Annotated in this window: 21 protein-coding genes; 14 read left to right on the top strand and 7 right to left on the bottom strand. The window is 33.8% G+C overall.

The genetic code is table 11. The annotated features are described in order from the left end of the window. The 4 genes from BLV64_RS13835 to BLV64_RS13820 all read right to left on the bottom strand — a co-directional run. The coding region (locus tag BLV64_RS13835) for a PorP/SprF family type IX secretion system membrane protein (RefSeq protein WP_143034179.1) at nucleotides 1-1,028 on the bottom strand (1,028 nt) is incomplete at its 3' end. Between the two features lies 1 nt (nucleotide 1,029). After that, nucleotides 1,030-2,502 (bottom strand): T9SS type B sorting domain-containing protein, encoded by a 1,473-nt coding sequence (locus BLV64_RS13830; RefSeq protein WP_092136587.1) that lies wholly within the window; start codon nucleotides 2,500-2,502, stop codon nucleotides 1,030-1,032. A gap of 103 nt (nucleotides 2,503-2,605) precedes the next feature. Next, entirely contained in the window at nucleotides 2,606-3,901 is a 1,296-nt protein-coding gene (locus BLV64_RS13825; protein ID WP_092136585.1) for a hypothetical protein, read from the bottom strand. Nucleotides 3,902-4,102: 201 nt separating this feature from the next. Further along, nucleotides 4,103-4,555, bottom strand: coding sequence for a hypothetical protein (locus tag BLV64_RS13820; RefSeq protein WP_092136583.1), 453 nt, complete (start codon nucleotides 4,553-4,555; stop codon nucleotides 4,103-4,105). A gap of 913 nt (nucleotides 4,556-5,468) precedes the next feature. On the opposite strand from BLV64_RS13820, the gene BLV64_RS13815 reads away from it, so the two are divergent. The 6 genes from BLV64_RS13815 to BLV64_RS13790 all read left to right on the top strand — a co-directional run bounded on the left by BLV64_RS13815 (nucleotide 5,469) and on the right by BLV64_RS13790 (nucleotide 12,293). Next, nucleotides 5,469-6,569 carry an alkene reductase gene (locus BLV64_RS13815; RefSeq protein WP_092136581.1) on the top strand — a complete coding sequence of 367 codons (1,101 nt, stop codon included), beginning with the start codon at nucleotides 5,469-5,471 and terminating at the stop codon, nucleotides 6,567-6,569. A 123-nt stretch (nucleotides 6,570-6,692) separates the two neighbouring features. Further along, nucleotides 6,693-6,884, top strand: a complete 192-nt coding sequence (locus tag BLV64_RS13810) for a cold-shock protein (RefSeq protein WP_092136579.1) — start codon at nucleotides 6,693-6,695, stop codon at nucleotides 6,882-6,884. Between the two features lie 286 nt (nucleotides 6,885-7,170). Beyond that, nucleotides 7,171-8,367 carry an acyl-CoA dehydrogenase family protein gene (locus BLV64_RS13805; protein WP_092136577.1) on the top strand — a complete coding sequence of 399 codons (1,197 nt, stop codon included), beginning with the start codon at nucleotides 7,171-7,173 and terminating at the stop codon, nucleotides 8,365-8,367. Between the two features lie 205 nt (nucleotides 8,368-8,572). Further along, nucleotides 8,573-9,193, top strand: coding sequence for a MarC family protein (locus BLV64_RS13800; protein WP_092136576.1), 621 nt, complete (start codon nucleotides 8,573-8,575; stop codon nucleotides 9,191-9,193). A 102-nt stretch (nucleotides 9,194-9,295) separates the two neighbouring features. Next, nucleotides 9,296-11,932 (top strand): DEAD/DEAH box helicase family protein, encoded by a 2,637-nt coding sequence (locus BLV64_RS13795; RefSeq protein WP_092136574.1) that lies wholly within the window; start codon nucleotides 9,296-9,298, stop codon nucleotides 11,930-11,932. A 133-nt stretch (nucleotides 11,933-12,065) separates the two neighbouring features. Further along, nucleotides 12,066-12,293 (top strand): hypothetical protein, encoded by a 228-nt coding sequence (locus BLV64_RS13790; RefSeq protein WP_092136572.1) that lies wholly within the window; start codon nucleotides 12,066-12,068, stop codon nucleotides 12,291-12,293. Nucleotides 12,294-12,304: 11 nt separating this feature from the next. Here the strand turns inward: BLV64_RS13790 and BLV64_RS13785 are convergent, their stop codons facing one another. Beyond that, nucleotides 12,305-13,066: an arylesterase gene (locus BLV64_RS13785; RefSeq protein WP_092136570.1), complete on the bottom strand. Its 762-nt coding sequence runs from the start codon at nucleotides 13,064-13,066 to the stop codon at nucleotides 12,305-12,307. 23 nt (nucleotides 13,067-13,089) lie between these two features. Here BLV64_RS13785 and BLV64_RS13780 point away from each other — a divergent pair, with 23 nt between their 5' ends. From BLV64_RS13780 to BLV64_RS13770, 3 genes are all read left to right on the top strand, one after another. Next, nucleotides 13,090-13,779, top strand: a complete 690-nt coding sequence (locus BLV64_RS13780; RefSeq protein WP_092136568.1) for an ABC transporter ATP-binding protein — start codon at nucleotides 13,090-13,092, stop codon at nucleotides 13,777-13,779. 47 nt (nucleotides 13,780-13,826) lie between these two features. Then, on the top strand, nucleotides 13,827-16,322 hold the full coding sequence (locus tag BLV64_RS13775) for an ABC transporter permease (RefSeq protein ID WP_092136566.1): 2,496 nt from the start codon (nucleotides 13,827-13,829) through the stop codon (nucleotides 16,320-16,322). Between the two features lie 235 nt (nucleotides 16,323-16,557). Continuing rightward, nucleotides 16,558-17,511, top strand: a complete 954-nt coding sequence (locus BLV64_RS13770; protein ID WP_092136564.1) for a hypothetical protein — start codon at nucleotides 16,558-16,560, stop codon at nucleotides 17,509-17,511. Nucleotides 17,512-17,557: 46 nt separating this feature from the next. Here the strand turns inward: BLV64_RS13770 and BLV64_RS13765 are convergent, their stop codons facing one another. Next, nucleotides 17,558-18,712, bottom strand: a complete 1,155-nt coding sequence (locus BLV64_RS13765; RefSeq protein ID WP_092136562.1) for a DUF3095 family protein — start codon at nucleotides 18,710-18,712, stop codon at nucleotides 17,558-17,560. A 448-nt stretch (nucleotides 18,713-19,160) separates the two neighbouring features. Between BLV64_RS13765 and BLV64_RS13760 the strand changes: the two genes are divergently transcribed. Beyond that, nucleotides 19,161-19,940: a HipA family kinase gene (locus BLV64_RS13760; RefSeq protein WP_092136560.1), complete on the top strand. Its 780-nt coding sequence runs from the start codon at nucleotides 19,161-19,163 to the stop codon at nucleotides 19,938-19,940. Next, nucleotides 19,930-20,313 carry a DUF3037 domain-containing protein gene (locus tag BLV64_RS13755; RefSeq protein ID WP_092136558.1) on the top strand — a complete coding sequence of 128 codons (384 nt, stop codon included), beginning with the start codon at nucleotides 19,930-19,932 and terminating at the stop codon, nucleotides 20,311-20,313. Before BLV64_RS13760 ends, BLV64_RS13755 begins: the two co-directional genes overlap by 11 nt. 557 nt (nucleotides 20,314-20,870) lie before the next feature. Here BLV64_RS13755 and BLV64_RS13750 read toward each other — a convergent pair. Beyond that, complete coding sequence (locus BLV64_RS13750) at nucleotides 20,871-21,752, bottom strand: helix-turn-helix transcriptional regulator (RefSeq protein WP_177165341.1); 882 nt, start codon at nucleotides 21,750-21,752, stop codon at nucleotides 20,871-20,873. An 80-nt stretch (nucleotides 21,753-21,832) separates the two neighbouring features. Here BLV64_RS13750 and BLV64_RS13745 point away from each other — a divergent pair, with 80 nt between their 5' ends. The 3 genes from BLV64_RS13745 to BLV64_RS13740 all read left to right on the top strand — a co-directional run. Further along, nucleotides 21,833-22,027, top strand: a complete 195-nt coding sequence (locus BLV64_RS13745; protein WP_092136554.1) for a hypothetical protein — start codon at nucleotides 21,833-21,835, stop codon at nucleotides 22,025-22,027. Nucleotides 22,028-22,047: 20 nt separating this feature from the next. Beyond that, nucleotides 22,048-22,224: a hypothetical protein gene (locus BLV64_RS14590; RefSeq protein WP_177165340.1), complete on the top strand. Its 177-nt coding sequence runs from the start codon at nucleotides 22,048-22,050 to the stop codon at nucleotides 22,222-22,224. Between the two features lie 148 nt (nucleotides 22,225-22,372). Then, nucleotides 22,373-22,633, top strand: a 261-nt coding sequence (locus tag BLV64_RS13740) for a hypothetical protein (RefSeq protein WP_143034178.1), incomplete at its 3' end; no start/stop codon positions are given.

The following is a 22,633-nucleotide window of genomic DNA, read 5'->3' as shown; positions in this document are numbered from 1 at the left end:
GCTAATGCTTTACGATCGATTGTCTTTTTAGTAACCTTAGATCTTTTTCTTTTCTTATTATTTCCAGAAATCAATCCAGCCACTTCATCACCACTACTATAATCATAGTATTCTGTGCTCACAAATCTATACGCAATAGAAAACTCATGAGAAGGTCCGAAATCTGTTAAATCCCCTAAAGCTTTTTCATAATTATATTCTAAAGCTATTTGAGGTGAAATATTAATACCAAGGCCTGCGGAAGCCCCATATAATGTGTTATAACCTGCCTGAGCCCAAATCCCTTTAGGAACAGTAATCATAGCCATTGCAGAAAGTATGGTTTCATCTGATTGAAATTCAGACTTAACTAAGGTGGTTACTTTACTATCTTCTAAAAACCCTCTTACATCCATATATCCCGTATACATTAAATGTCCTTGTATACCTTGTTTTGGATTATCTTCAATCATAGCAGAAGACTCCATATTATAAGTAACACTATTTTTAAGAGAAACACCAAAATCTAAGAAACCAATACCGTAATTAATTCCGGGGTTAATTGTTATTAAAAAATTCTCCGGTACATTATCAATAGAAGGATCATCAAAATTGGTTACAACGTGTCCGGTATTTAATCCGCTCTTATAAGCACCAATATTAAGTCCAAACGTTAAGTTACTTTCTCTATCCAATCTAGCATTATATGCGAAATTTAAAAGCCCCCCAAATGTGGTGAGTACGCCATAATTTTGTTGAAAAACACTTACTCCAGCCCCTATATTTTCTCCAAATCTTCCAGAATAACCAGCTAGATAGGTGAGTGGTGCGTTCTCGAATTGAACCCATTCTCTTTTATTAGAGAAATTAATGTACTTATCCTGTTCGCGAACAAAAGTAAAAGTAGGATGTATCGCAAAACGATTAAATGTTAGAGAGTTTCTTAGTGGTAGGTTAAACGCAACAACCCCGTCGCTTATTTCTTCCTGAGAATAAGACAACTGAATTGTGGTAACAAGTAACAATAGAATGAGGATATATCTTTTCATATTACTTAATAATTGTTATCGAACCTTTTTTAACTTCATTATTTGAAGTAGTAATCACATAATAATAGACCTGATTAACACTTTTAAGATTTAAATCTTCTTCTGGCCAACTATTAAGGTATTCATTTGTTTGATAAACAATTTCACCGCGATTAGAGTAAATAGTTATTTGTGTGTTAGTTCCGGAAATATATTTAGTCGGTAATACCCAAGTATCATTAATATGGTCATTATTAGGGCTTATTAGATTAGGAATATTATCTACATCAGGAAATAAATCGTAATCTTTTATAATTTTAAAATAAAAATCAATTGAAGCCGCACAACCATCAGTTTCTGTAACCACAACTTTATAGTTTCCTGCGATATCGATATCATAACTGTCTTGAGTCATCGCTGAAATTTGAACACCATTGAGGTACCAACTGTACTCTGGACTATTTGCGGTGCTCGATATAGATACGTACAAACTTTCATCTTCTTCAAGTATATTTTCTTGATCAACATTAATTTCGGCGTCAAACATCTGACTTTCGATTTCTATAGATGCAATTGCAGAGCATCCTCCATAGTTCACTTCAACACTATAAACACCAGATTCTGTCGTGTCGTACGATTGACTAGTTGCGCCAATAATTTCTATGTCATTTTTGTACCATTTGTAACTATTCCCGGAACTAGTGCTTAAGGTATTTGCTCCTTGAACAGGGCAAAACACAGAGCCTAAGCTCGCTGTAATTGACGTTTGAACTTGCCCAGAATTTGCTACATCAACGGCAACCCTATTTGAAAATGAATTAGACGAACACGAACCATAATCTGTTTCAACAAAATAGGTCCCCGCTTCAACGACACTTAGCGAAGGCCCGTCTGCAACGTAAATTGAAGTCGTTGGTCCGGTTTCTTTATACCATTTAAAACTCAACGACGGATAGTTTAATGGGGAATCATTATTACCTGATCCTGGATTATCGATAGTTAAAAGGTAACTACCACCAGCACAAAAAGTAACTGTAGGCACCATATTATTAATAGTAAAAGGAGAGTTATGAAGCTTATAATACGCCGCAAAAGTATTGGATGCATTACTAGTAATATTTGGGGCACTACTCCTAATACGTAATGCGTAATTCTCACCAGCAATAGTTTCTGGAAAAGAGAAATTCACCGTAGTCGGCGAAGTCATAATTTCACCAGGAGCAGAGGTGTAAAGTGTTGTAATAGTGTTCGCATTCGAAAAATCACCGTTTGGATCTGATAATTCTACTGAAAATTGATTAGATGCCTCTAAAGCAGAAGTAGGGTTAAAGTTAAACGTAGTTGAATACGTATTAAATCCATCACTAGCGCAGACCTGAGTAAACGAGAAAGTAGGTTTCCCAATAAGCATTTGTGAAGATGCTGATTGTATTGAAAACCCAAATATAAAACACAATAAGAAATATAACTTATAGGTTGTCTTTTTAAAATACATTGAAATAGCGTTATTTATTCTTAGTTTTTAATCCTTGGGGATAATAGCAGTACAACACCTTTTTTAAGTATCAGAAAAAATAGACTAGATTAAAATCTTTAATTTAATCGTTATTAGTCGCAATAATACGGTTAATCCTCAAACGAAAATCCGGATTACTTAAACTTTTAGAATCAATAAAAGTTTCTGTATCAGGGCCTTTAGAATATACATTATTAAAGATCCTATTACCATACCAGTTCTCTAAATCCTCGTTATTAGGCTTATATTTAACATATATATTACCATTACAATTATTGAAATAATTTCTAGTAAATACAATTTGGTCTAGACTTTCATTATTAATTATAATTTTGCGATCGAAAATTACAGCTGGGTTAAAGCCTGAGATCACACTTTTATCCAATTTAAACGTGACATCATCACCAATATAAATAGCTTCATTTACTAACCCGATTTTAATATCATTTTCTAAATTATTACTTTGGTTAAGAAGCGTTAGATTTTCAGCTTCAACCTTTGTTTTTATTTTTGACGTAAACGCAACCGTATTTTCGTCGTGATTAAGAACATGCAATGTTCTTGATCCTACAGCTCTTGAAACATAAGGAGATTTAACTGCTAATGAATTAGTTATTTTACATGATGCACCGTAATTAATCTTATAATCATCACTACTAGATCTATAGGATACGAAATTATTTAGAAGTACATCTCCGCCTAATACAGATACAGAATCACCATCACAATAAGAAATCATTACGTTATTCAATGACGTATCACAACCAACACCTGCTAGCGTTAATGCATTAAAATACCCAAAGTTCTTAGTTCGTCTTCCCGCATATTCAATTCTTACATAATTTAAGACTCCAGAATTACTACTTATACTTTCACCACCGTAACTTATATTTCCCGCTGAACTGGTGTCCAACCCATAATTTAAAATTAAATTATTACCAGAGTTTATAGGAGCATCACCTAACAAGAAAATCCCACCCCAATCACCCGGTTTTCTAACGGTTTGGCTAGAGGTAAAAATAATAGGATCTGTAACACTTCCTTCGGCAACAATCTTAGAACCTTTACTGATTATTAATGAGCCCTTGGTTTTAAAATCACCCATTATTACAGTACCTGGTTCTATTTCTAAGGTCGTACTGTCGGTAACAAAAACATCTCCATAGAGTAAGTAGATATCTTTCTTATATAGTTTTGTATCCTTAGAAATGTTACCACTAAGTATTTGAGTCGGTAAAGCATATTCCGCTTTGTTTGGCGAAAAATCAGTCCAATTTCTTAACCAGTTATCATAACCAGTTATACCTTTTTCTTGTTGTCCGTAAAGAAAACCAAGAGTAAGTGTTAAAAACAGGGTGAATAAAGTATTTTTTTTCATAATTGTAAATTCTATTCAGGTATTATCAGAAGAGTTTATAAAGAATCATGCCCTATATAATGCTCTAAAAAAGCCACATAAAAACAAGCAACAAATCTTTGTGCATTTTCAAAATTGGTCAGGAAAGTTTAATACATAAACAGTCACGACATCATTAATTATGTTATTCACAAAAAAATTGATTGATTTAGCTTCGTAATTTTAATTAGAAGCAAAGTCGTTATAGGTATGAAGAGACTTCAAAGTATTTTCATAAAATAAAATTGCAGCTACTAAATCTCGAGAGTCAGAATACGGTAAAATTGTTTTCTGATACTCAATAGTACTTGCAAAATAATCATCAGAAGCTTTAAGATTTTCTTCCAATGCTTTTTTATTCTCCTTCGTTTCTGGGATTCCTAAAGTTGCCATAGTAACATTAGGTTTTGTTGCAAAAGCGATATTTGGTAATATTTTTACAATTACTTCAATACGCTCTACATAGAGGATTAGTAAATCTCCTTTTGTTAATCGATTTAATTCCTCTGGACTGTGATACTTAGAGATACTCACATTTCCATTTATTAACTTAGGAGACTGTTTTTTTTCTTGAGCTAACCCTAAACTTAAGGTTAGAAGAAACACCATGGTAAAAAAAGTAGTTTTTAATTTCATTTTTTTTGGGGCTATTAATATTACTTTAACAAATCTATACAATTTATTAAAAAAAACAACTATCCAACTGCATTTTAATCGGAGAAATTGTGTTTTAATCGGTTAGACGCTGTTAAATTAGGTTAAAACGCCAATATACTCGTTCAAAACAATATTCTCCTATCTATTTGTTTTTTTTATCCTGAGTTAATAACATAATTACAAATAAAAATATTTCTACTCTCAAATTCAAAGACACGAATACACACCTAAAACGCTGAATAACAATTATATAGCTGCTTAAAAATCAAGAATAAAACAACAATAAAATATTTTATTCTCTTGTTGTTATTAATAAAAATATAGGTAAATTATCAATTATAAATTTTTTAAATACTTTATTAAATACTACTAATCAACATGTTGTAAACATTTTGTTTTTATTTGTGATAAAATCTACTTTGATCTCAAATTATTTTGTTTTTTTTCTTTAAACAAGGTTTTTTAAAACATATTATTCTTATAAATTATTAAAATAGACTAACAATACTTTAAATAATACCACATAATTACCTGCATATATTTATTTTTAACTCACATTAATTACATAATTAATATAATTACAATATAGTTCAGTTAATTTCTATGCGATCTAACTCGAATGAACATTCATACCAAAAATTCAATGATAGATAACTCAAAATATTCTAGAAGTCTTCCATTTAAAAACGGTAAATTCATCTCTTTTTTTTTTATGGGACTAACAATACTCTCAATGAAGTATAATTTTTAACACATTACTGCCTTGATAAAGTTTCTAAATAAGTTAAATCCATATTAATTACATCAGAATAATTCTATTCAACGCTAGTTCTTATAACTTTGTCTTTTATAACTTAAAGCAAATTATACGACAAATAAAAGATTGAATAGAATGAGCAAACAGCACTTATTATCACCATACACCACTAAATCCTTAGAGCTAAGCAACAGAGTTGTTATGGCGCCTATGACCCGTAGTCGAGCTAATAAGGAAGGTAATATCCCTAGTAAAGAATTACATGGTTTATATTATGAGCAACGTGCATCGGCAGGCTTAATAATAACAGAGGGCGCTCCGGTATCTAAAAGAGCGGTGGGATACATACATACTCCAGGTATTTACTCTGAAGATCAAATTAAGGGGTGGTCTCAAGTTTCACAACGCGTTCATAATAAAGGCGGTAAAATTTTTATGCAACTATGGCATGTGGGGCGTATTTCGCATCCGGACTTTCACAATGGCGAACTGCCGCTAGCACCATCAGCCATTAATCCGAATACACAGTCATTTACACCAAAGGGCTTTCAAGATACTGTTACGCCGAGAGAAATGACTACCGATGAAATTAAATCGACTATTAACGATTTTAAGCAGGCTGCTGCCAATGCCATAAAAGCAGGTTTTGACGGTGTAGAAATTCATTCTTCCAACGGGTATTTATTCCACCAATTCTTTAGTCCGTGCTCTAATATTAGAACAGATGACTACGGAGGAAATATAGTCAATAGAACACGTTTCTTTTTTGAAGTTATAGAGGCCATGAAAACGGTTATCCCTGAGGAGAAAATCGGAGTACGGTTTAATCCATCCCTACATGGTTTATTCGGTATCACGCTAGATAAAGAAACCATACCAACTTTTGAATATCTTATGACGGAGTTAAATAAATACAATTTAGCTTACGTTCACCTATCGGAACCTTTTACAGATGTATCCAAAGTGCCCTTTGCAGTAAGCAATATTGCAAAACATTTTCGTCCTATATATAGAGGTACACTAATAATAAATAGCGCTTTCGACCAAGAAAAAGGAAATACTATAATAGAAGAGGGGCATGCTGATCTCGTAGCCTATGGAAAGTTATTTATCTCTAACCCAGATTTGGTTGAACGTTTTGAATATGATTTAGATCTAGCAGCATGGGACCAAGACACTTTTTATACTACAGGCGCAAAAGGATACACCGATTATGAAAAGGCAGAAACACCTTAAGAATTATTAAATTATAAATACTATTAAAATTATTTTAACAGATTATAATTTATTTATAGTGTGTTATATAATTATTGGCACTATCTTTGCAATTAGATTATTAAATTATTAATTACAATTATTATGAGTAAAGGAACAGTAAAATTTTTCAACGACACCAAAGGATTTGGATTTATCACTGAAGAAGGAGTAGACAAAGATCATTTTGTACACATTTCAGGATTAATCGACGAAATCCGTGAGGGTGACGATGTTGAATTTGATTTACAAGAAGGAAACAAAGGATTAAATGCAGTTAACGTAAAAGTTATCTAATATATATTTTAAGTTTTTTAAGAGAGCCCATCAACTAAGTTGATGGGCTTTTTTTTATGCTCTAATTTTTAATTCTATACCAATCCTATAAATCCAACTTTTGAGGTTGCCTGAGAATCGCGTAATTGAAAAATTCTTGTCTATGATACAGAATATGGGAATTATAAGGATCTATAAAATTAGCGTTTCTAGAGTTGAATCTCACAAAAATCTTTCTGACGTAAAAAAGCATAGCATTTATAGTTATCTTTAAGTAAATGAAAAATTTCAAAAACCAATCATTGCTATGTTAGATACTGTTTTATTACCCCGGGAAATATATGCCTCAGAAGAACACATCATGATGCAAGGTATGATTCAAGATTTCATCAAAAACGAGATTTTACCTCAAACTGATTTATGGGAGAAAAACGGAATGGTAAGCCGAGAGATTTGGGAACGCGCTGGATCTTTAGGATTATTATGTATGGATATCCCTGAAGATTATGGTGGTAGCGGACTCGATTTTAGCTTTAATGCGTTGTTTATTGAAGAACTCGCCAAGGAAGGCGTGAGCGGACCGGGGTTTTCGTTGCATTCTGATATAGTAGCGCCTTATCTTTTAAAATATGGTACCGAAGCTCAAAAACAAAAATACTTACCACAAATGGCTACCGGAAAATTAATCACCTCTATTGGTATGACAGAGCCGAATTGTGGGAGTGACCTTAAAGCAATTACCACTAAGGCTATAGATAACGGAGATCACTATAGTGTTAGCGGTCAAAAAACGTTTATAACCAATGGTTTTATGAGTGACCTATCTATCGTAGCCGTAAAAACCAATGTTGGCAAAGAAAACGAAGGCGTCTCCTTATTACTTATGGAAAGCAAATGGAAGGGTTTTGAAAAAGGAAAACCATTCACTAAAATCGGAATGAAAGCTCAAGATACTTGTGAATTGTTTTTTGATCAGGTAAAGGTACCCAAAACCAATTTGTTAGGAAAAGAAGGTGAGGGGTTTAAAATCATGATGACCGAATTAGCTCGTGAGCGTTTATCGGTAGCTCTCAACGCAATTGGTGGTGCTCAAGGTGCCCTTGAAAAAACAATTGCTTATACCTCAAAACGAACAGCTTTTAATAAGCCTATAGCTGGGTTTCAAAACACCCAATTTAAACTTGCTGAATGCGCAACGCAGCTACAGTTACATCAGGCTTTTTTAGATCGTTGCACACCATTAATTTCTAAACATAAACTTACTGCCGAAAGTGCTTCTATTGCAAAATATTCAGCAACAGAAATGCACAGTAAAGTGGTCGATGAATGTTTGCAGTTATTTGGAGGTTATGGCTATATTTGGGATTATCCCATTGCACGTATGTACGCCGATAATAGAGTAGCGCGGATTTATGCTGGTACTAATGAAATTATGAAACTGTTAATAGCCCGTGGGTTATTTAAAGAATTATTTCAAGAAATAAGAAGAAAGATGCCAAAATAAGACAAATATCACATTAAAAATTACCGTTTCAAAAGACGCGTCCTTCCAAAAACTGTTAGGGAAAATCCGCTTTTATAGTATCCTTAAACCTAAATCCCACATAGTTCAGCGTCATCAAAGAATTCAAATAATCCATAAAAATCAAAAAAAGTTTAAATATAAAGAAGTAGTTTTGCTATTTTTAAAGTAAATTTTTCTCCTACCTATGGATAACCTAATTACATTTTCAATAACAGTCTTTACAGGATTCTTTGCCATTACCAACCCGATTAGTAATATGACTGTTTTTGTGTCCCTAACCCAAGGAATGGACAAAGAGTCAAAAAGAGATATCAATAAAAGAGCGAATATTATAGCCTTTATTATAGTCACTGTATTTGTACTTTTGGGAAAATTCATTTTTGAATTATTTAATATTAGCATTCCCGCATTTAAAATTACTGGTGGAATCTTAATCTTTTTTATAGGTTTCGAAATGCTACAATCGAAACAATCCAACGTAAAAAGTATAAAAAACGTCAATATCGATGAAGACATTGCGGTATCTCCCTTAGCCATTCCTATTTTAGCTGGTCCTGGAACTATTGTTACAGCAATGAACTTTGTTTCGAATGTAGAACCCGTACATATTGCATTGGTAATAGGTATTTTTATGTTTATGAGCATACTAACCTACCTAACCTTTAGACTAAGTGATTTAATAGTAAAACTCGTAGGTACCAATGTTATTAAAGTAATAGGAAAAATAATGGGTTTAATAATCGCCATTATTGGAACCGGTATGGTTATTCAGGGTATTAAAATAGCATTTAATTTAATGTCATAATCTATTTAAAATTACGATTTCCTAAACATTATTTATAAGGAGTATATTGGTTGTATTTTGGTATAACCGACTCCATAATAAAAACTATTTAAAACTTGTAGCGTGCTGAAGACCTTTAACGATTTAAAGTTTAAATTTCCTTGGCGAAGCTATCAGGCTAAATTATTAACTCATTTTGAAGATCATATTGCAGATCATCATTTTCATGTAATCGCCCCGCCAGGTTCGGGAAAAACTATTTTAGGCATTGAAATTCTAAGGAAGTTAGATCAAAAAACGCTAGTCCTTGCGCCAACACTAACGATTAGAAATCAATGGGAAAACCGTCTTCAAACTTTTTTCACGGAGACTAAAGCATATAATTCATATTCATTCGATTTAAAAACACCGGGTGACATCACCTTTTCCACCTATCAAGCCTTATTCGCGTTTTACCAAAGTTTTGAGGACAAAACCGCTTATTTTAATTTCTTTAAGCAACACAACATTGAAACTCTTGTATTAGACGAGGCTCATCACTTAAAAAACGCGTGGTGGTTCTGTTTAATGAAGTTAAAACAACAAAGCAACTTTTCTATAGTTGCACTCACAGCAACACCGCCATACGATAGTAGTCGTACAGAAGTATCAAAATATTTTGAACTTTGTGGGGATATCGATGACGAAATAGCTGTTCCTGACTTAGTAAAGGAAAGAGATTTATGTCCGCATCACGACTTTGTTTACTTCTCGAAGCCCAATGACCTAGAAATTAATTTCATAGCTGATTTTAGAATTCATATTGCCGATTTTAACGATCGCCTGCTTCAAGACACGACTTTTATTTCGTTTTTAGTCAACCATCGCCTCTATAAACAGCCCAACTGGCATTTGGAAGATTTATATGCCAATACCGAATATTTTTCGGCTATTCTTATTTTTCTCCATGCTAGCGGACAGCATATTGAATCTCAAAAACTAGAGGTTTTAGGTTTTGAGAGCGCCGAAAAGATACAGATTCCAAACCTCGATTTACATTGGCTAAGCATCCTTTTTCAAAACCTATTGGTAACCGATAGAAATCAACTAATATCAGACGAAGCATACCTTTATACATTAGAGAAGCAATTGCGACGTCTTCATGTTTTTAATAGAAAAAAAGTCGATTTTATTGGAGGCGATTTAATCTATAAATCATTAGCCAACAGTCCGAGTAAACTTAATAGTATTGTTAGTATCGTTAATACAGAACGGCAAAGTTTAGCAACAGACTTGCGATGTGTAATTCTAACCGATTATGTACGGAAAGAATTTTTAGACGTTGAACCTCAGGATCTAAAAGCTATTAATAAAATTGGTGTATTACCTATTTTTCATCATCTTAGGTTAGGTTGTAAAAACCCTAATGAAATTGCTGTATTATCTGGTAGTATTGTTATTATTCATCATTCAATTCTAAAAGCATTTAAAGCGATTAGTCCAAAAAGTGAATTTGAATTTACGCCCATCAAAAACACCCCGTCACACGTGCTTGTTTCGGCAAAAGGACAATCAAAAACCCAACTAGTAAATCATATAACAACGCTTTTCGAAGCTGGTGATATAAAAGTACTTATTGGCACAAAAGCGCTTCTTGGTGAGGGTTGGGATGCGCCAGCGATAAACAGTTTAATTCTAGCCTCCTTTGTAGGATCGTTTGTATCGTCTAACCAAATGCGAGGTCGCGCCATAAGAAAAGATCCGAACGCACTTAAAAAAACTAGTAATATATGGCATTTAGCCTGCATCGACCCTACACAGTTAGATGGGGGTAGGGAAGTAGACACCCTAAAACGTCGATTTGAAGCATTTTTAGGCATTGCCAACAACAACATTCCTTTTATTTCTAACGGTTTTGATCGTTTAAACCTTCCAAATCAACTCACTATAGCAAATTTAGATACCTTAAATAAAAAGACTTTATCCCAAGCCAAACAACGAAATCTTATAGCAGATAAATGGGATTTAGCACTCGGTAAAGGAACAAAACTAACCAAAGAAATTACCATTTTACATACTAGCAAAACGCCTTATAAAAAGCAAAAACAAATCTATTACTTCGATGCTGTTCAGCTATTTTTTATGGAGTTCTTATTTGGGGCGATGCTTTTTTACGTAGAATATATAGCGACCCATTTTAACCTCATATTTATGCAAGGCGTTTTTATTTTTATCAAGGGGCTACTAGCGGCCTTTTTTGTCGCTTTTGGTTATAAGTTTTACAAAGCACTAATGACCTATATCAGATACGGATTCCTATATCGGAAAATCAAGAAAATGGGATGTGCTATTATAGAAACTTTAAATGTATTAGGTCATTTAACAACGAGCAAAAGCGTTATTAAGGTATTATCAAGTGTTTCTGAAAACGGTCATGTTACTTGTTATCTTGAAGGAGCAACGGCGTTCGAAAACACATTATTTTCCAAAGCACTCCGCGAGCTTATCGAGCCTATAGATGCTCCGCGGTATGTTCTTATAAACACAAACCGATTTAGAAAACGCTTCGATTTAGAAAATGTCTACCCCGTTCCAGAGCTATTCGGTTCAAAAAAGGAATATGCAGAGGCCTTTCAAAAACAATGGACCAACTATTTCCGGAAAAACAAATTACTTTACACACGCCATATGGATGGTAGAAAACTATTACTAAAAGCACGACTATTCCATAGTTACAATGCTTTTAAGGAGGTTTCAAAGGAAACTTTAGGGTGGAAGTAGTACGAATCCATCACCAAATAAAGTGACCTTATAATCCAAATCAATATCAAAATAGACATAATCAATCGCATATGCTTTGAAAACCGCCTTTGTTTAATTATTTTGGAGATGCAATAAACAAATTATTGAATATATGGAAATCATTAATGAAGCATTGGAATTTGAAAATGCAAAAATGAGCAACATGTCTACTAGTGATAGAGTTGTTGCTTCTCGAGAAGCTAAGCGTTTAATACTAGCCTTAAATGAGCTTTACAAAAAGTCTAAGGACGCTAGTCTTATGGATATGATGAAGCGCCTAACTGCAAAAAAGCAGAAAATTGAAAAGCGTCTTAAAGGAAGACCAGAACCTTCTTACTAATATAAAAGCAATTAGTGGGACGTTACCTTATAATCTAACAAAGGTTTTAAGACGTCCCACACATTATTAGCCACAATTTTATGTCCTTCAGCATTTGGATGGATACCATCTCTTTGATTAAGGTCCGAAATACCACCCACATCTTTTAAAATAAAAGGAATAAACTCAAGATCGTTTTCTTCCGCAAGGTTTAAAAACAAAGCTTCAAATTTGGTCGTATAGTTTAAGCCCATATTTGGAGGCATTTGCATTCCCGCTAAAACTATAGTCGTTTCAGGACTTTTGGTTTTAACCACATCAATAATAGCTTGTAAATTAGACTGTGTTTCGGTTAATGCTACACCACGTAAACCATCGTTAGCACCTAATTCTAACAAGAAAATAGAAGGCTTTTGTTTTATCACCCAATCAATACGACTTCTACCTCCAGCAGTAGTTTCACCACTAACACCAGAATTTATCACCGTATACCCTAAGTTTAAGGAATCTATTCGTTGTTGTAACACCCCAGGGTATGCATCATTTGTATCTTCCAATCCCAAACCCGCAGTAATACTATCACCAAAACACAAAATGGTTTTATTTGCAGACAGCGATTCTTCAATCGGTTCGGATTGCTCTATTACAGATTCTGCTTCCGTCGTTTTCTTAGCAGAAGTATCTCCACAGGACACCATTAAAAAAGCGCTAATAAAATAACAAAACTTTAGGATTTTAGATCCTATTCTTGTCTGTAGAATTGAATACAAATGATTATTTTGGGCCTTAGACATAAGTCATCTTAAATTAAAATTACATGTCAAAGATATTAAAGATTACTGGCTTGGAAAAAACTTATACCAGCGGTAACAAACAATTAACGGTTTTACACGATATCTCTTTTGATGTCGAGCAAGGACAAACCTTTTCTATAGTCGGTCCGTCGGGGAGTGGTAAAACTACTTTATTGGGCATTTGCGCTGGATTAGATACACCAAATGCTGGGACTGTAGAGTTATGCGGACAAGATTTAAGCCGTTTAAACGAGGACCAACGTGCTCAATTACGAAATAAAGAAGTCGGTTTTATTTTTCAGAACTTCCAATTACTACCTACGCTTACAGCCCTTGAAAATGTAAGTGTGCCTTTAGAATTACAAGGAGCTAAAGACGCCACATCAAAAAGTAAGGCTTTATTAGAAAAAGTAGGCCTAGGAAAACGCATGCACCACTATCCGTCACAACTCTCTGGTGGAGAACAACAACGTGTGGCTTTAGCTCGTGCTTTTGCCAACGCACCTGCTATCTTGTTTGCCGACGAACCTACTGGTAATTTAGATGAGGAAACTGGCGAAAAAGTGATACAGCTCTTATTAGATTTGAATACCGAAAGCGGAACGACCTTAGTTATAATTACTCACGATTTGGAATTAGCAAACCGCACCCAACAAATATTAAAGCTTAAAGGCGGAAAAATAGTAACTAATCAACCTACCAGCGTACAGTGAAACACTCCAATCTAAAGCAAAACCTACAATTAAACTGGCTTTTTAAAATGGCTTGGCGAGACGCTAAGGCCAGCAAGGTACGTCTGCTATTATTTATGGCATCCATAATATTAGGCATTGCCGCAGTAGTATCCATTCAGTTATTTAGTAGTAATCTTAAAGACAATATCCAAAGTCAGTCTAAAAGCTTAATGGGTGCCGATTATAAAATCGATTCGCGACAGGAACCCTCACCGCGAGCTCAAGCTATTATCGACTCTCTAAAATCTGACGCTTACGAAGTCCGTTTTGCTTCTATGATCGCCTTTCCTAAAAATGGTGGTACCAAATTAGTACAAGTCCGTGGTATGCATGGCGGATTTCCGTTTTATGGCACTTTAGAAACAGTGCCGGCATTGGCAGGAACCACCTATCAAACATCGGGTGGCGCATTGGTAGATGCAACACTGTTACTTCAATTCAATATCCAACCTGGGGACTCCATAAAAGTAGGTGAAATCACCTTGCCAATTGCTGGGGCACTAAAATCCATTCCCGGTAACTCGGCACTATCAAGTTCGATAGCCCCACCAGTAATTATTCCTCATCGTTTTGTTGAAGCCACAAAATTAATACAATTTGGGAGTCGTAAAGAATATGAGTATTTTTATAAGGCAGCAGACACCTTAAATTTAAAACGTCTAGAAGCGACTTTAGAACCTCTTCTAGAAGCCGAAAATGCGGATATTAAAACCCATACGGGAGCTACAGAACGTATAGGTAATCGCTATGACAACGTGGGTAAGTTTCTAAATTTAGCCGCATTTATTGCCTTACTACTAGGTTGTATAGGGATCGCGAGCTCCGTACATATATACATTAAAGAGAAATTAAAAGCCATTGCCATTTTAAAATGTATGGGGGCTTCTCGATTGCAAAGTTTTATTATCTACCTGATTCAAATTGCTGGTATTGGAGTTATTGGTGGATGTATAGGGTCGCTAATAGGTATCGGACTGCAGTTTTTGTTTCCTTACCTTTTACAAGAATTCTTACCATTTGCTCTAAGCGTATCTATTTCTATTCAACCTCTAATCATTGGGGTATTACTAGGTTTAGTAATGTCCGTTTTATTTGCATTATTACCACTGCTAAGAACCTGGTACGTTTCGCCGCTAGACGTGTTGCGAGTAGATGAAAAAGCTCCTCAAGAACCTTTAAAAATCCGATTGCTAGTCTTCGGAGCTATTTTATTATTCCTATTCTTATTTTCGTTTTGGTTGATTCAAAACATAGTATACGCTGTGTTATTTGTAGGCGCAACGGTTATTACCTTTATCCTTTTAGCAAGTGTAGCCTTAGGTTTTATTAAAATGATAAGACTTTTTTTTCCTAAACATTGGAGTTTTACGGCACGCCAAAGTCTGCTAAATTTATTTAGACCTAATAACCAAACTGTAGTCTTAGTAGTCGCTATTGGTCTAGGAACATTTTTAATAAGCACTTTATATTTTACAAAAGACATCTTGTTATCTAAAACAGAAATGGGACAAAGTGCAGAACGTGCTAATATTATTGTTCTCGATGTACAGCCCAATCAACAAGAAGACATTGCAAAAAGTATTACAGAAAAAGGCTTACCTGTACTAAATAATATTCCTTTAGTAACCATGCGTATGCATAGTATAAACGGACGACTGGTAAATGCTATACGACAAGATAGTACCAGACACATTCGCCGTTGGCTTCTAAATCATGAGTTTAGAACCACCTACCGCGATACGCTAATGCCTTCCGAAAGCATAGAAAAAGGGGAGTGGGTACCAGAATTAAAACCCAACGACCCTGTAGTGATTTCAATCTCCGACAATCTCGCTTCGGATGCCGATCTTAGCGTTGGAGATCCAGTGGTGTTTAATGTTCAAGGGGTTTTAATGGAAACCAAGGTGGGAAGTATACGCACAGTAGATTGGTCGCAAATACAACTTAATTTTACTATTGTATTTCCTAAAGGGGTGCTAGAGGATGCACCACAATTTAATGTATTAACTACGGCAGTTCCAAATGAGGAAGTTTCAGCAAGCCTACAACGTGATTTAGTTCGCTCCTATCCCAATGTCTCCGTTATAGATTTACGTCAGGTATTAACCGTAGTCGAGGATATATTAGATAAAGTGTCGTGGATTATTAACTTCATGGCTTTCTTTAGTATTCTTACCGGAATCATTGTCTTAATCGGATCGGTAAGAACCAGCAAATACCAACGTATTAAAGAAAGCGTATTGCTTAGAACTTTAGGAGCTAAAAACAAACAAATCCTTCAAATCACGGCTTTTGAATATGTGTTTTTAGGTGTGTTAGGGAGCTTAGTGGGCTTACTTTTAGCGCTAATCAGCAGTTTAGGTTTAGCACTATTCGTGTTTAAAGAACCCTTTTTACCCTCGGTTATTCCTTTTGTGGTGTTTTTACCAGGAATAACGCTGTTGGTTTTAGCGATTGGCCTAAGTAATATACAAACCGTTTTACGAAGCTCTCCTTTAGAAGTATTGCGTAGAGAAGGGTGATTATTTTATTTTCATTATTACCACAGCAAATAACCTTGGCATCAACAAAACCAAGTGAGATGCTTTATTGACCTCTAGATGACCAATATATCGGGTTACCTGTTCTGAAATTCGCCACATGTAATCATAGCGTGTTTCGATATTTAATATATTTAACGCCCAGAGATACCCATAGAATCTTTAAAAAACATGTATATTTAGGATTCCTTTTTAACATTTAATCTACAATCAATTTATGAAGTATATCCCACTTATGTCCTGCCTGTTTGTCTTACTGTTTTTAGGCTGTAATGAGGTCAACCCTGACGGCGAAAAAGAGGTGCGTAAGTTTGTAATACAATGGAACGATTCTCATACACAATTAAAATCGGCATTCCTTAGTAGAGACTATATGGAAGTGGTTAACTATTACGACTTAGAATATACTAGAGCTCAAGTACAGCATGACAAAGCCTTATTGTTTCAGCAATTTCCTTCGTACACACAGCGTATTTTAAACGACAAGATAGACATCATAAAAGAAAAGGGAAGCTATTTAGTAAGCTTTACTAAACAGGTTCAATACAACGGAATAGAAGCAGAGTACCCCTCATATCTTACCGTAATGAATAGAAACGGCACCTTTAAAATAATTAGCGAAGGCGTGGCAAAAGGCGCTAAAGGATTAGACGCTCCTATTTTTCCAAATGCCCGTCAGAACAATACTATTATTACTAACAGCAGACAGCTTTTTGGCGATTTTAATGGTGATGGACTCTCAGATTATGCGAATGTGATCTCACCAGAACGCTTAGAATCTACCCCATTAGATACCACAACTAACAGCCCTGTAACCTGCAAAGGCGGTGACTGTAACAGTGTCATCATTTTTAGTAGTAAGGACCTAAAAGACATAAACGTTAAAGGGGCGTATAAATCACAATTAGAAAACTTAAAAGATCTTAATAGTGATGGTGCAGATGACATTGGTTTTTGGGATATAAAACCCAATTCTAAAACTTTACACGTTTTTAATGCTGTTACTAGCACACGACTTTGCGATCCCATTTATATTAATACTGCCGTTCACAAAAACCTAAAACTTATCGACGTGTTTAAAAAAACGGGCCCCAATAAAATAACAGTCACTTACAGTGAGCAAGTTAATGGTAAGTGGGTTTTAAAAAACAAAACGATCGATTTGGAGTAAGCTATAGTTATGAATAAGAAGCGCTAAGCAATTTAAGATTAAGCGCTTATCTTCTATGTTGTATTTTTTCTTTTAAGACTTTAGCAGCTCTCGTGTAACCACTACTACCGCCATCAACAAAATGAATATGTTTAGCATTTCTGTCGCGCACATAACACGACATTATACTTTCGTTACTAACATGAATACCGTAAATAATTCGCTTATCTTTTTCTAATCCATCTAAATAGTCTATCAATAGTTGTCGTTGTTTAGTTGTCCCGGAGATGACCATATTAATCCGTCCATCGATAACTAATATATCAGAGAGTTGTATTAATTCATTAAGATATGCTTTTCCCTTAGAGTTTGGCAAATAATAATATTTTCCAATAACTCCCATAACCCACACCTTTAAAAAGTTTATTATTCCTAGTTTCTGATTACTAGCTTTTAGTTCGGTTTTAATCCTTTTGTAATCAAAATTTAATTTCAATTTAGGTATAGAAATAGGGTTTCTATGCGTTAGCGAACCATATATTTCATCCGTTTTTTCTAAAACATTCTGAAAAACTGAAGCTTGTTCCGATTCAATTAAAGCATCAACTAATAAGGTAACGACTTCATTTGAGTTTTCTGGCGGAGGAATTTTATTCCATCGGCATTCCATACCATTTAAATCTAAACTAGCTTTTGAAGGATCTGCTACACTAAGCTCTTTATCATTAGATTTTATTGCATTTTCGGCAAAGTGAAGTCCGTTACCTAAAACTATAGGAATAGTATGCAAGGTATTAACTCTCGCCTTAGCAATTTTTAATTCTTGATTGTTTTCGTAGACATAAGACACTGAACGATTTCCAACTCTTAAATTAATAGCAAACTCTTTCTTTATGTTTTCTTTGTGTAAACTCAAAGCTTCCATAGTTTCTCCAAGTAATACGGAAGGAACTAATAAGGTCGCACCATCTCCTCCAAAAAAGAATGGAATATCAATCTCATACTTAGAAGCGATGTTTAGCGCAGCAATAATACTACCTGAGGCAATGAGGTTTACCAGTTCGGAATACCCACTTTCTACAGCAGCTGTAGAGCCTTTTATGTCTGTAACTACAATATACCAATCTTTAGGAATGCGTTGAAAAACTTCCATTTGTGACAGGAGCTCTTTTGCTGATTGTTGATGATTTGGAAGCTTGGTGTAAAACAGGTGGTCTTTCATAAATAAGGTGTCTGAGAATCATCAAATCATATATAACCAAGCCTAAGAACAGTTTTTAATATAATAAAACAAAATCAATTAACGCACTACATCTAGGTTTGAAAACAGGTTTGATGTGTCATTTAAATCTCTCAAACCAATATAACAAATAAAAACGGAATACCACTTTAAGACTATATATCTACTCAAAAGGATTATGGCATTATAAAATGGTAAATGAATCAAGAAATGATGTGTTAAATTAGTTTAGCAAACACGCTATACAAGATAATCCGGTGGTGAGTGGAGTAAAACCGTAATAGGGGAGCGGAGACCTGTTTTTTGAGCTGAGGAATGAGTAATACGATTTAATTTTAGCATAATTTAAAAGAACAGAATCAATACTTTTAATATACGTACCGTATTCACTAAATTAGTCCCCTAAACAGGCTACTCATTTTTAAAATTTATGAATACAATCGATATTCGAACCGTAAATGTCACTCAATACGTTCATCCGTTACGAGAAGGTGGTTCACTTCCTGCTATAGTAAAGGCTGATGATGGCTTTCTGTATGTCTTGAAATTTAGAGGCGCAGGACAAGGAAAAAAAGCATTAATTGCCGAGTTTATTGGCGGTGAAATTGCACGAGCACTGAATTTAAAGGTTCCGGAATTGGTTTTTATGAATTTAGATGATTCGTTTAGTAAAACAGAACCCGATGAGGAAATCCAAGACTTGCTAAAGTTTAGTGTTGGTCTTAATTTGGGCTTACATTTTTTATCTGGAGCGATAACCTTCGATCCACTAGTGAGTACTGTAGATGCTTTAACAGCTTCTAAAGTGGTTTTATTAGATAGTATGATTAGCAATATTGACAGAACAACCAAAAACACCAATTTACTTCATTGGAATCATGAGCTTTGGGTTATAGATAATGGCGCTAGTTTTTATTTTCATCACGATTGGAAAACCTGGGAGAATCATCTTAGTAGAACATTTCCTCTTATAAAAGACCATGTCCTTTTACAAAGTGCAACAAAGTTAGAGGAGGCTTCCAAAGAAATTAAGCAGTTATTAAACGCTGATAAAATTATAGAAATAGTTTCAAATATTCCAGAAGACTGGTTGTATAGTGAAGCCGACACCATGACTTCTTCCGATATGAGAGAAGCGTATGTTGAATTTATAAATACTAGATTTGCTAAAATAGATCTACTCGTTAAAGAAGCCGAAAATGCAAGATAGACACACTTTCGAATATGCCATTATTAGAGTTGTTCCTAAAGTGGAACGCGAAGAATTCTTTAACGTAGGCGTTATCCTCTTTTCAAAACGGAAAAAATTCCTTGGCATTAAATATCATGTTAATCCAAATAAATTAAAGGCCTTTTCAACAGAGATTGAATGTGATATGATTGAAGAGTATTTAAAAGCATGGAAACATATTTGCGGAGGCTATCCTTATGGAGGAAAAATTGGAACCTTTGAATTATCCGATAGATTCCGCTGGTTGGTCGCTTGTAGAAGTACCATTATTCAAAGTTCTAAAACACATTCGGGCTTATGTGATGATCCAGAAAAAACTCTAAATGACATATTTAACACCTTTGTGTTGTAATTGATTAAATAATATAACAAGTGCCTAGAATTTTATTTTTACTCACATATTTAATTATTTGCAGAAACTTCAAATGTGTTCGTGAATCTCCTAAAAAGTCGATTTCATAAATCGTTTCATAATGTTTAAAAAAACTTTGCAAAGCAAACCGCTTATTAGTTTAATGACTCTGCTCATAATTGACTTAAATAATAAAATGTCCTGGAATATTTTACATAGTGCAATTATACTAACTATGAGGAACAATTATTCAAGTATGGCGTGTTGGTTTCCTTTTACATAATTGTTGACGATATGAGCCTAAAGGCAATCATATCTACAATTATATAAAATAGCACAGCTATACGGAAACTGCACACAATATATTTGTACTATAATGTACTGCGTTATGTAACTTTGCTTTGGTAAAAGCGAAGTTAAATTACTACTTTTTCTTATTTTTTTCTTTTCAAATGTTTCTTAAAAAATGTAATGGAATACGCTTTGCCCGAAGCGACGATAGGAGCGAAGTGGTAATGTGTATGGAATGAGTTTAAACTAAAAATTTAATAAATAGATTAATCATATAATTTCAATGCGTTTTCAAGCTCTAATTTAAAATCATCTTTTATCCATTGAGGACTTATCACTTTTACAAAATGACCATATTTTAATAATTCTTGTTTAAGCTCAAAATTATAACTTAAAAAAAGAGTTAATTCAAAGCGATCTCCAACAACAGGAAATATCTTTTGTGAAAAATGAATAGGTAAAGATTTTAAGTATGGTTCTTGACTTTTATGAAAAGAAAGTTTAATAATAGTTGGTTCGTAGTCACTAAAATTCAAACCAACAGTGTGGTCAAACATTGCAATAGTTTTTTCAAATTTAGAAGAAATAGTTTCATCAAGAACCGTTAAATTATTAATCCTATCCAATCCAAATGTTCTAAAGCCTTTGCTTGTTTCTCCAACAACATACCACCTGTTTTTATATTCTTTAAGTAAAAATGGACTTAGTTTATAGGTTTCTATTTTATCAGGAAAATAATAGCTTGTATGCTTAAACTCAATATTGTTTTTATTACAAATAGCTTTAAACACTGTATTGAAAAGCGTAAAATTATGAAGTGTTGAGTTTTTTTCAAATACAATAAACTTCAAAAAATCTTTATTAAGCTTTGTTGCAGATTCACATAAATTAGACATCGCTAAATGTTTATAATAATGAGATAAGAAGTCGTAATTATCAGAAAGAAGTATATTTAAGTTAAAATTACCACTATTATCGTTTTCAATACAATATCCTATTGTTTTTAAAAAATCAATATCTCTATAAAACTGACTTTTAGAATACTTTAAACCTTCCATTTTATAAGACATTTCAATAGCCTTAACTGATATGTATTCTGCATTTTCTAATAATTCTAATAATAGAAGTTGTCGTTTTGTTGCGCTCATAATACAAACATAAAAATTTATTTTCCCAAAATATGGGAATATCATAAAATATCTTTGTACTAAACAAAAACAAATAACATATGAAACTAAAAACAAGAATGACAGAATTAAATGAACAACAAATCTTTGAAGCTATTAATCAAATCTCTACAGCAAGTGCTGTGGCATCTTTAACGATTGCAAAACATACTAATATGAACAAAGCTAATGCAATGCTTATTGGTGTTGGTTCATCTTTATTGGTTGCAGGTTTGATAAAATATTTAGAAGAATAATAAATTAAAAACAGAACAAAATGGAAAACGAAGAAAAAAATGAATTAGGTAAAATTACAGGAATAGTTTCTGCTGGAGGAGGAGCTGGTCTGGCAATTGCAACAGCTGCTGGTATTGGTTTAGCTATACCAATTGCTATTGGTAGTGGACTCGCTTGTTTGGGATATGCAATAGCATTGTTATCTAAGGAAGATTGATTTCAAATAATCCGTTTGTAAGATTTTTTATGAACGGTTTTTTTAATAATTGTCAATTGTAGACTGACATAGTTAGTTTAATAATAGGGTCGGAATACTCTGAAAAAAGACTGTAAACAGAAGTAAGAATAAATTAAATAAAAAAAATATGAATGATTTAGCTTTAGTGTTATTAGTAGGAATACCAATACTTTCAATCCTCTTTGGTTACTTTTTATGGAAAAGTGCAATGGATAATTATGGTTATAATATATATGGAATAGGTGTAATAATAAGATTATTGATTGCAGGATTAGTTTGCCTTTTCGACCCAATGATTGGATTAGTTCTTCTTGTTATTGTTTCAATATGGAGTTTTATTACTACTCTAAGAAACACTTCTTTCTTTATAGCGTTGTTTGCCGTTTTG

Source organism: Bizionia paragorgiae (assembly GCF_900107625.1).
GTDB lineage: Bacteria > Bacteroidota > Bacteroidia > Flavobacteriales > Flavobacteriaceae > Bizionia > Bizionia paragorgiae.
The sequence above is the reverse complement of the archived record's forward strand: the minus strand, read 5'-3'. Positions and strand labels throughout refer to the sequence as shown.

Bases quoted from the DNA above. Each gene is read 5' to 3' on its own strand.
- BLV64_RS13830 (WP_092136587.1), bottom strand. From the start codon at position 2,502: ATGTATTTTAAAAAGACAACCTATAAGTTATATTTCTTATTGTGTTTT.
- BLV64_RS13825 (WP_092136585.1), bottom strand. From the start codon at position 3,901: ATGAAAAAAAATACTTTATTCACCCTGTTTTTAACACTTACTCTTGGT.
- BLV64_RS13820 (WP_092136583.1), bottom strand. From the start codon at position 4,555: ATGAAATTAAAAACTACTTTTTTTACCATGGTGTTTCTTCTAACCTTA.
- BLV64_RS13815 (WP_092136581.1), top strand. From the start codon at position 5,469: ATGAGCAAACAGCACTTATTATCACCATACACCACTAAATCCTTAGAG.
- BLV64_RS13810 (WP_092136579.1), top strand. From the start codon at position 6,693: ATGAGTAAAGGAACAGTAAAATTTTTCAACGACACCAAAGGATTTGGA.
- BLV64_RS13805 (WP_092136577.1), top strand. From the start codon at position 7,171: ATGTTAGATACTGTTTTATTACCCCGGGAAATATATGCCTCAGAAGAA.
- BLV64_RS13800 (WP_092136576.1), top strand. From the start codon at position 8,573: ATGGATAACCTAATTACATTTTCAATAACAGTCTTTACAGGATTCTTT.
- BLV64_RS13790 (WP_092136572.1), top strand. From the start codon at position 12,066: ATGGAAATCATTAATGAAGCATTGGAATTTGAAAATGCAAAAATGAGC.
- BLV64_RS13785 (WP_092136570.1), bottom strand. From the start codon at position 13,066: ATGTCTAAGGCCCAAAATAATCATTTGTATTCAATTCTACAGACAAGA.
- BLV64_RS13780 (WP_092136568.1), top strand. From the start codon at position 13,090: ATGTCAAAGATATTAAAGATTACTGGCTTGGAAAAAACTTATACCAGC.
- BLV64_RS13775 (WP_092136566.1), top strand. From the start codon at position 13,827: ATGGCTTGGCGAGACGCTAAGGCCAGCAAGGTACGTCTGCTATTATTT.
- BLV64_RS13770 (WP_092136564.1), top strand. From the start codon at position 16,558: ATGAAGTATATCCCACTTATGTCCTGCCTGTTTGTCTTACTGTTTTTA.
- BLV64_RS13765 (WP_092136562.1), bottom strand. From the start codon at position 18,712: ATGAAAGACCACCTGTTTTACACCAAGCTTCCAAATCATCAACAATCA.
- BLV64_RS13760 (WP_092136560.1), top strand. From the start codon at position 19,161: ATGAATACAATCGATATTCGAACCGTAAATGTCACTCAATACGTTCAT.
- BLV64_RS13755 (WP_092136558.1), top strand. From the start codon at position 19,930: ATGCAAGATAGACACACTTTCGAATATGCCATTATTAGAGTTGTTCCT.
- BLV64_RS13750 (WP_177165341.1), bottom strand. From the start codon at position 21,752: ATGAGCGCAACAAAACGACAACTTCTATTATTAGAATTATTAGAAAAT.
- BLV64_RS13745 (WP_092136554.1), top strand. From the start codon at position 21,833: ATGAAACTAAAAACAAGAATGACAGAATTAAATGAACAACAAATCTTT.
- BLV64_RS14590 (WP_177165340.1), top strand. From the start codon at position 22,048: ATGGAAAACGAAGAAAAAAATGAATTAGGTAAAATTACAGGAATAGTT.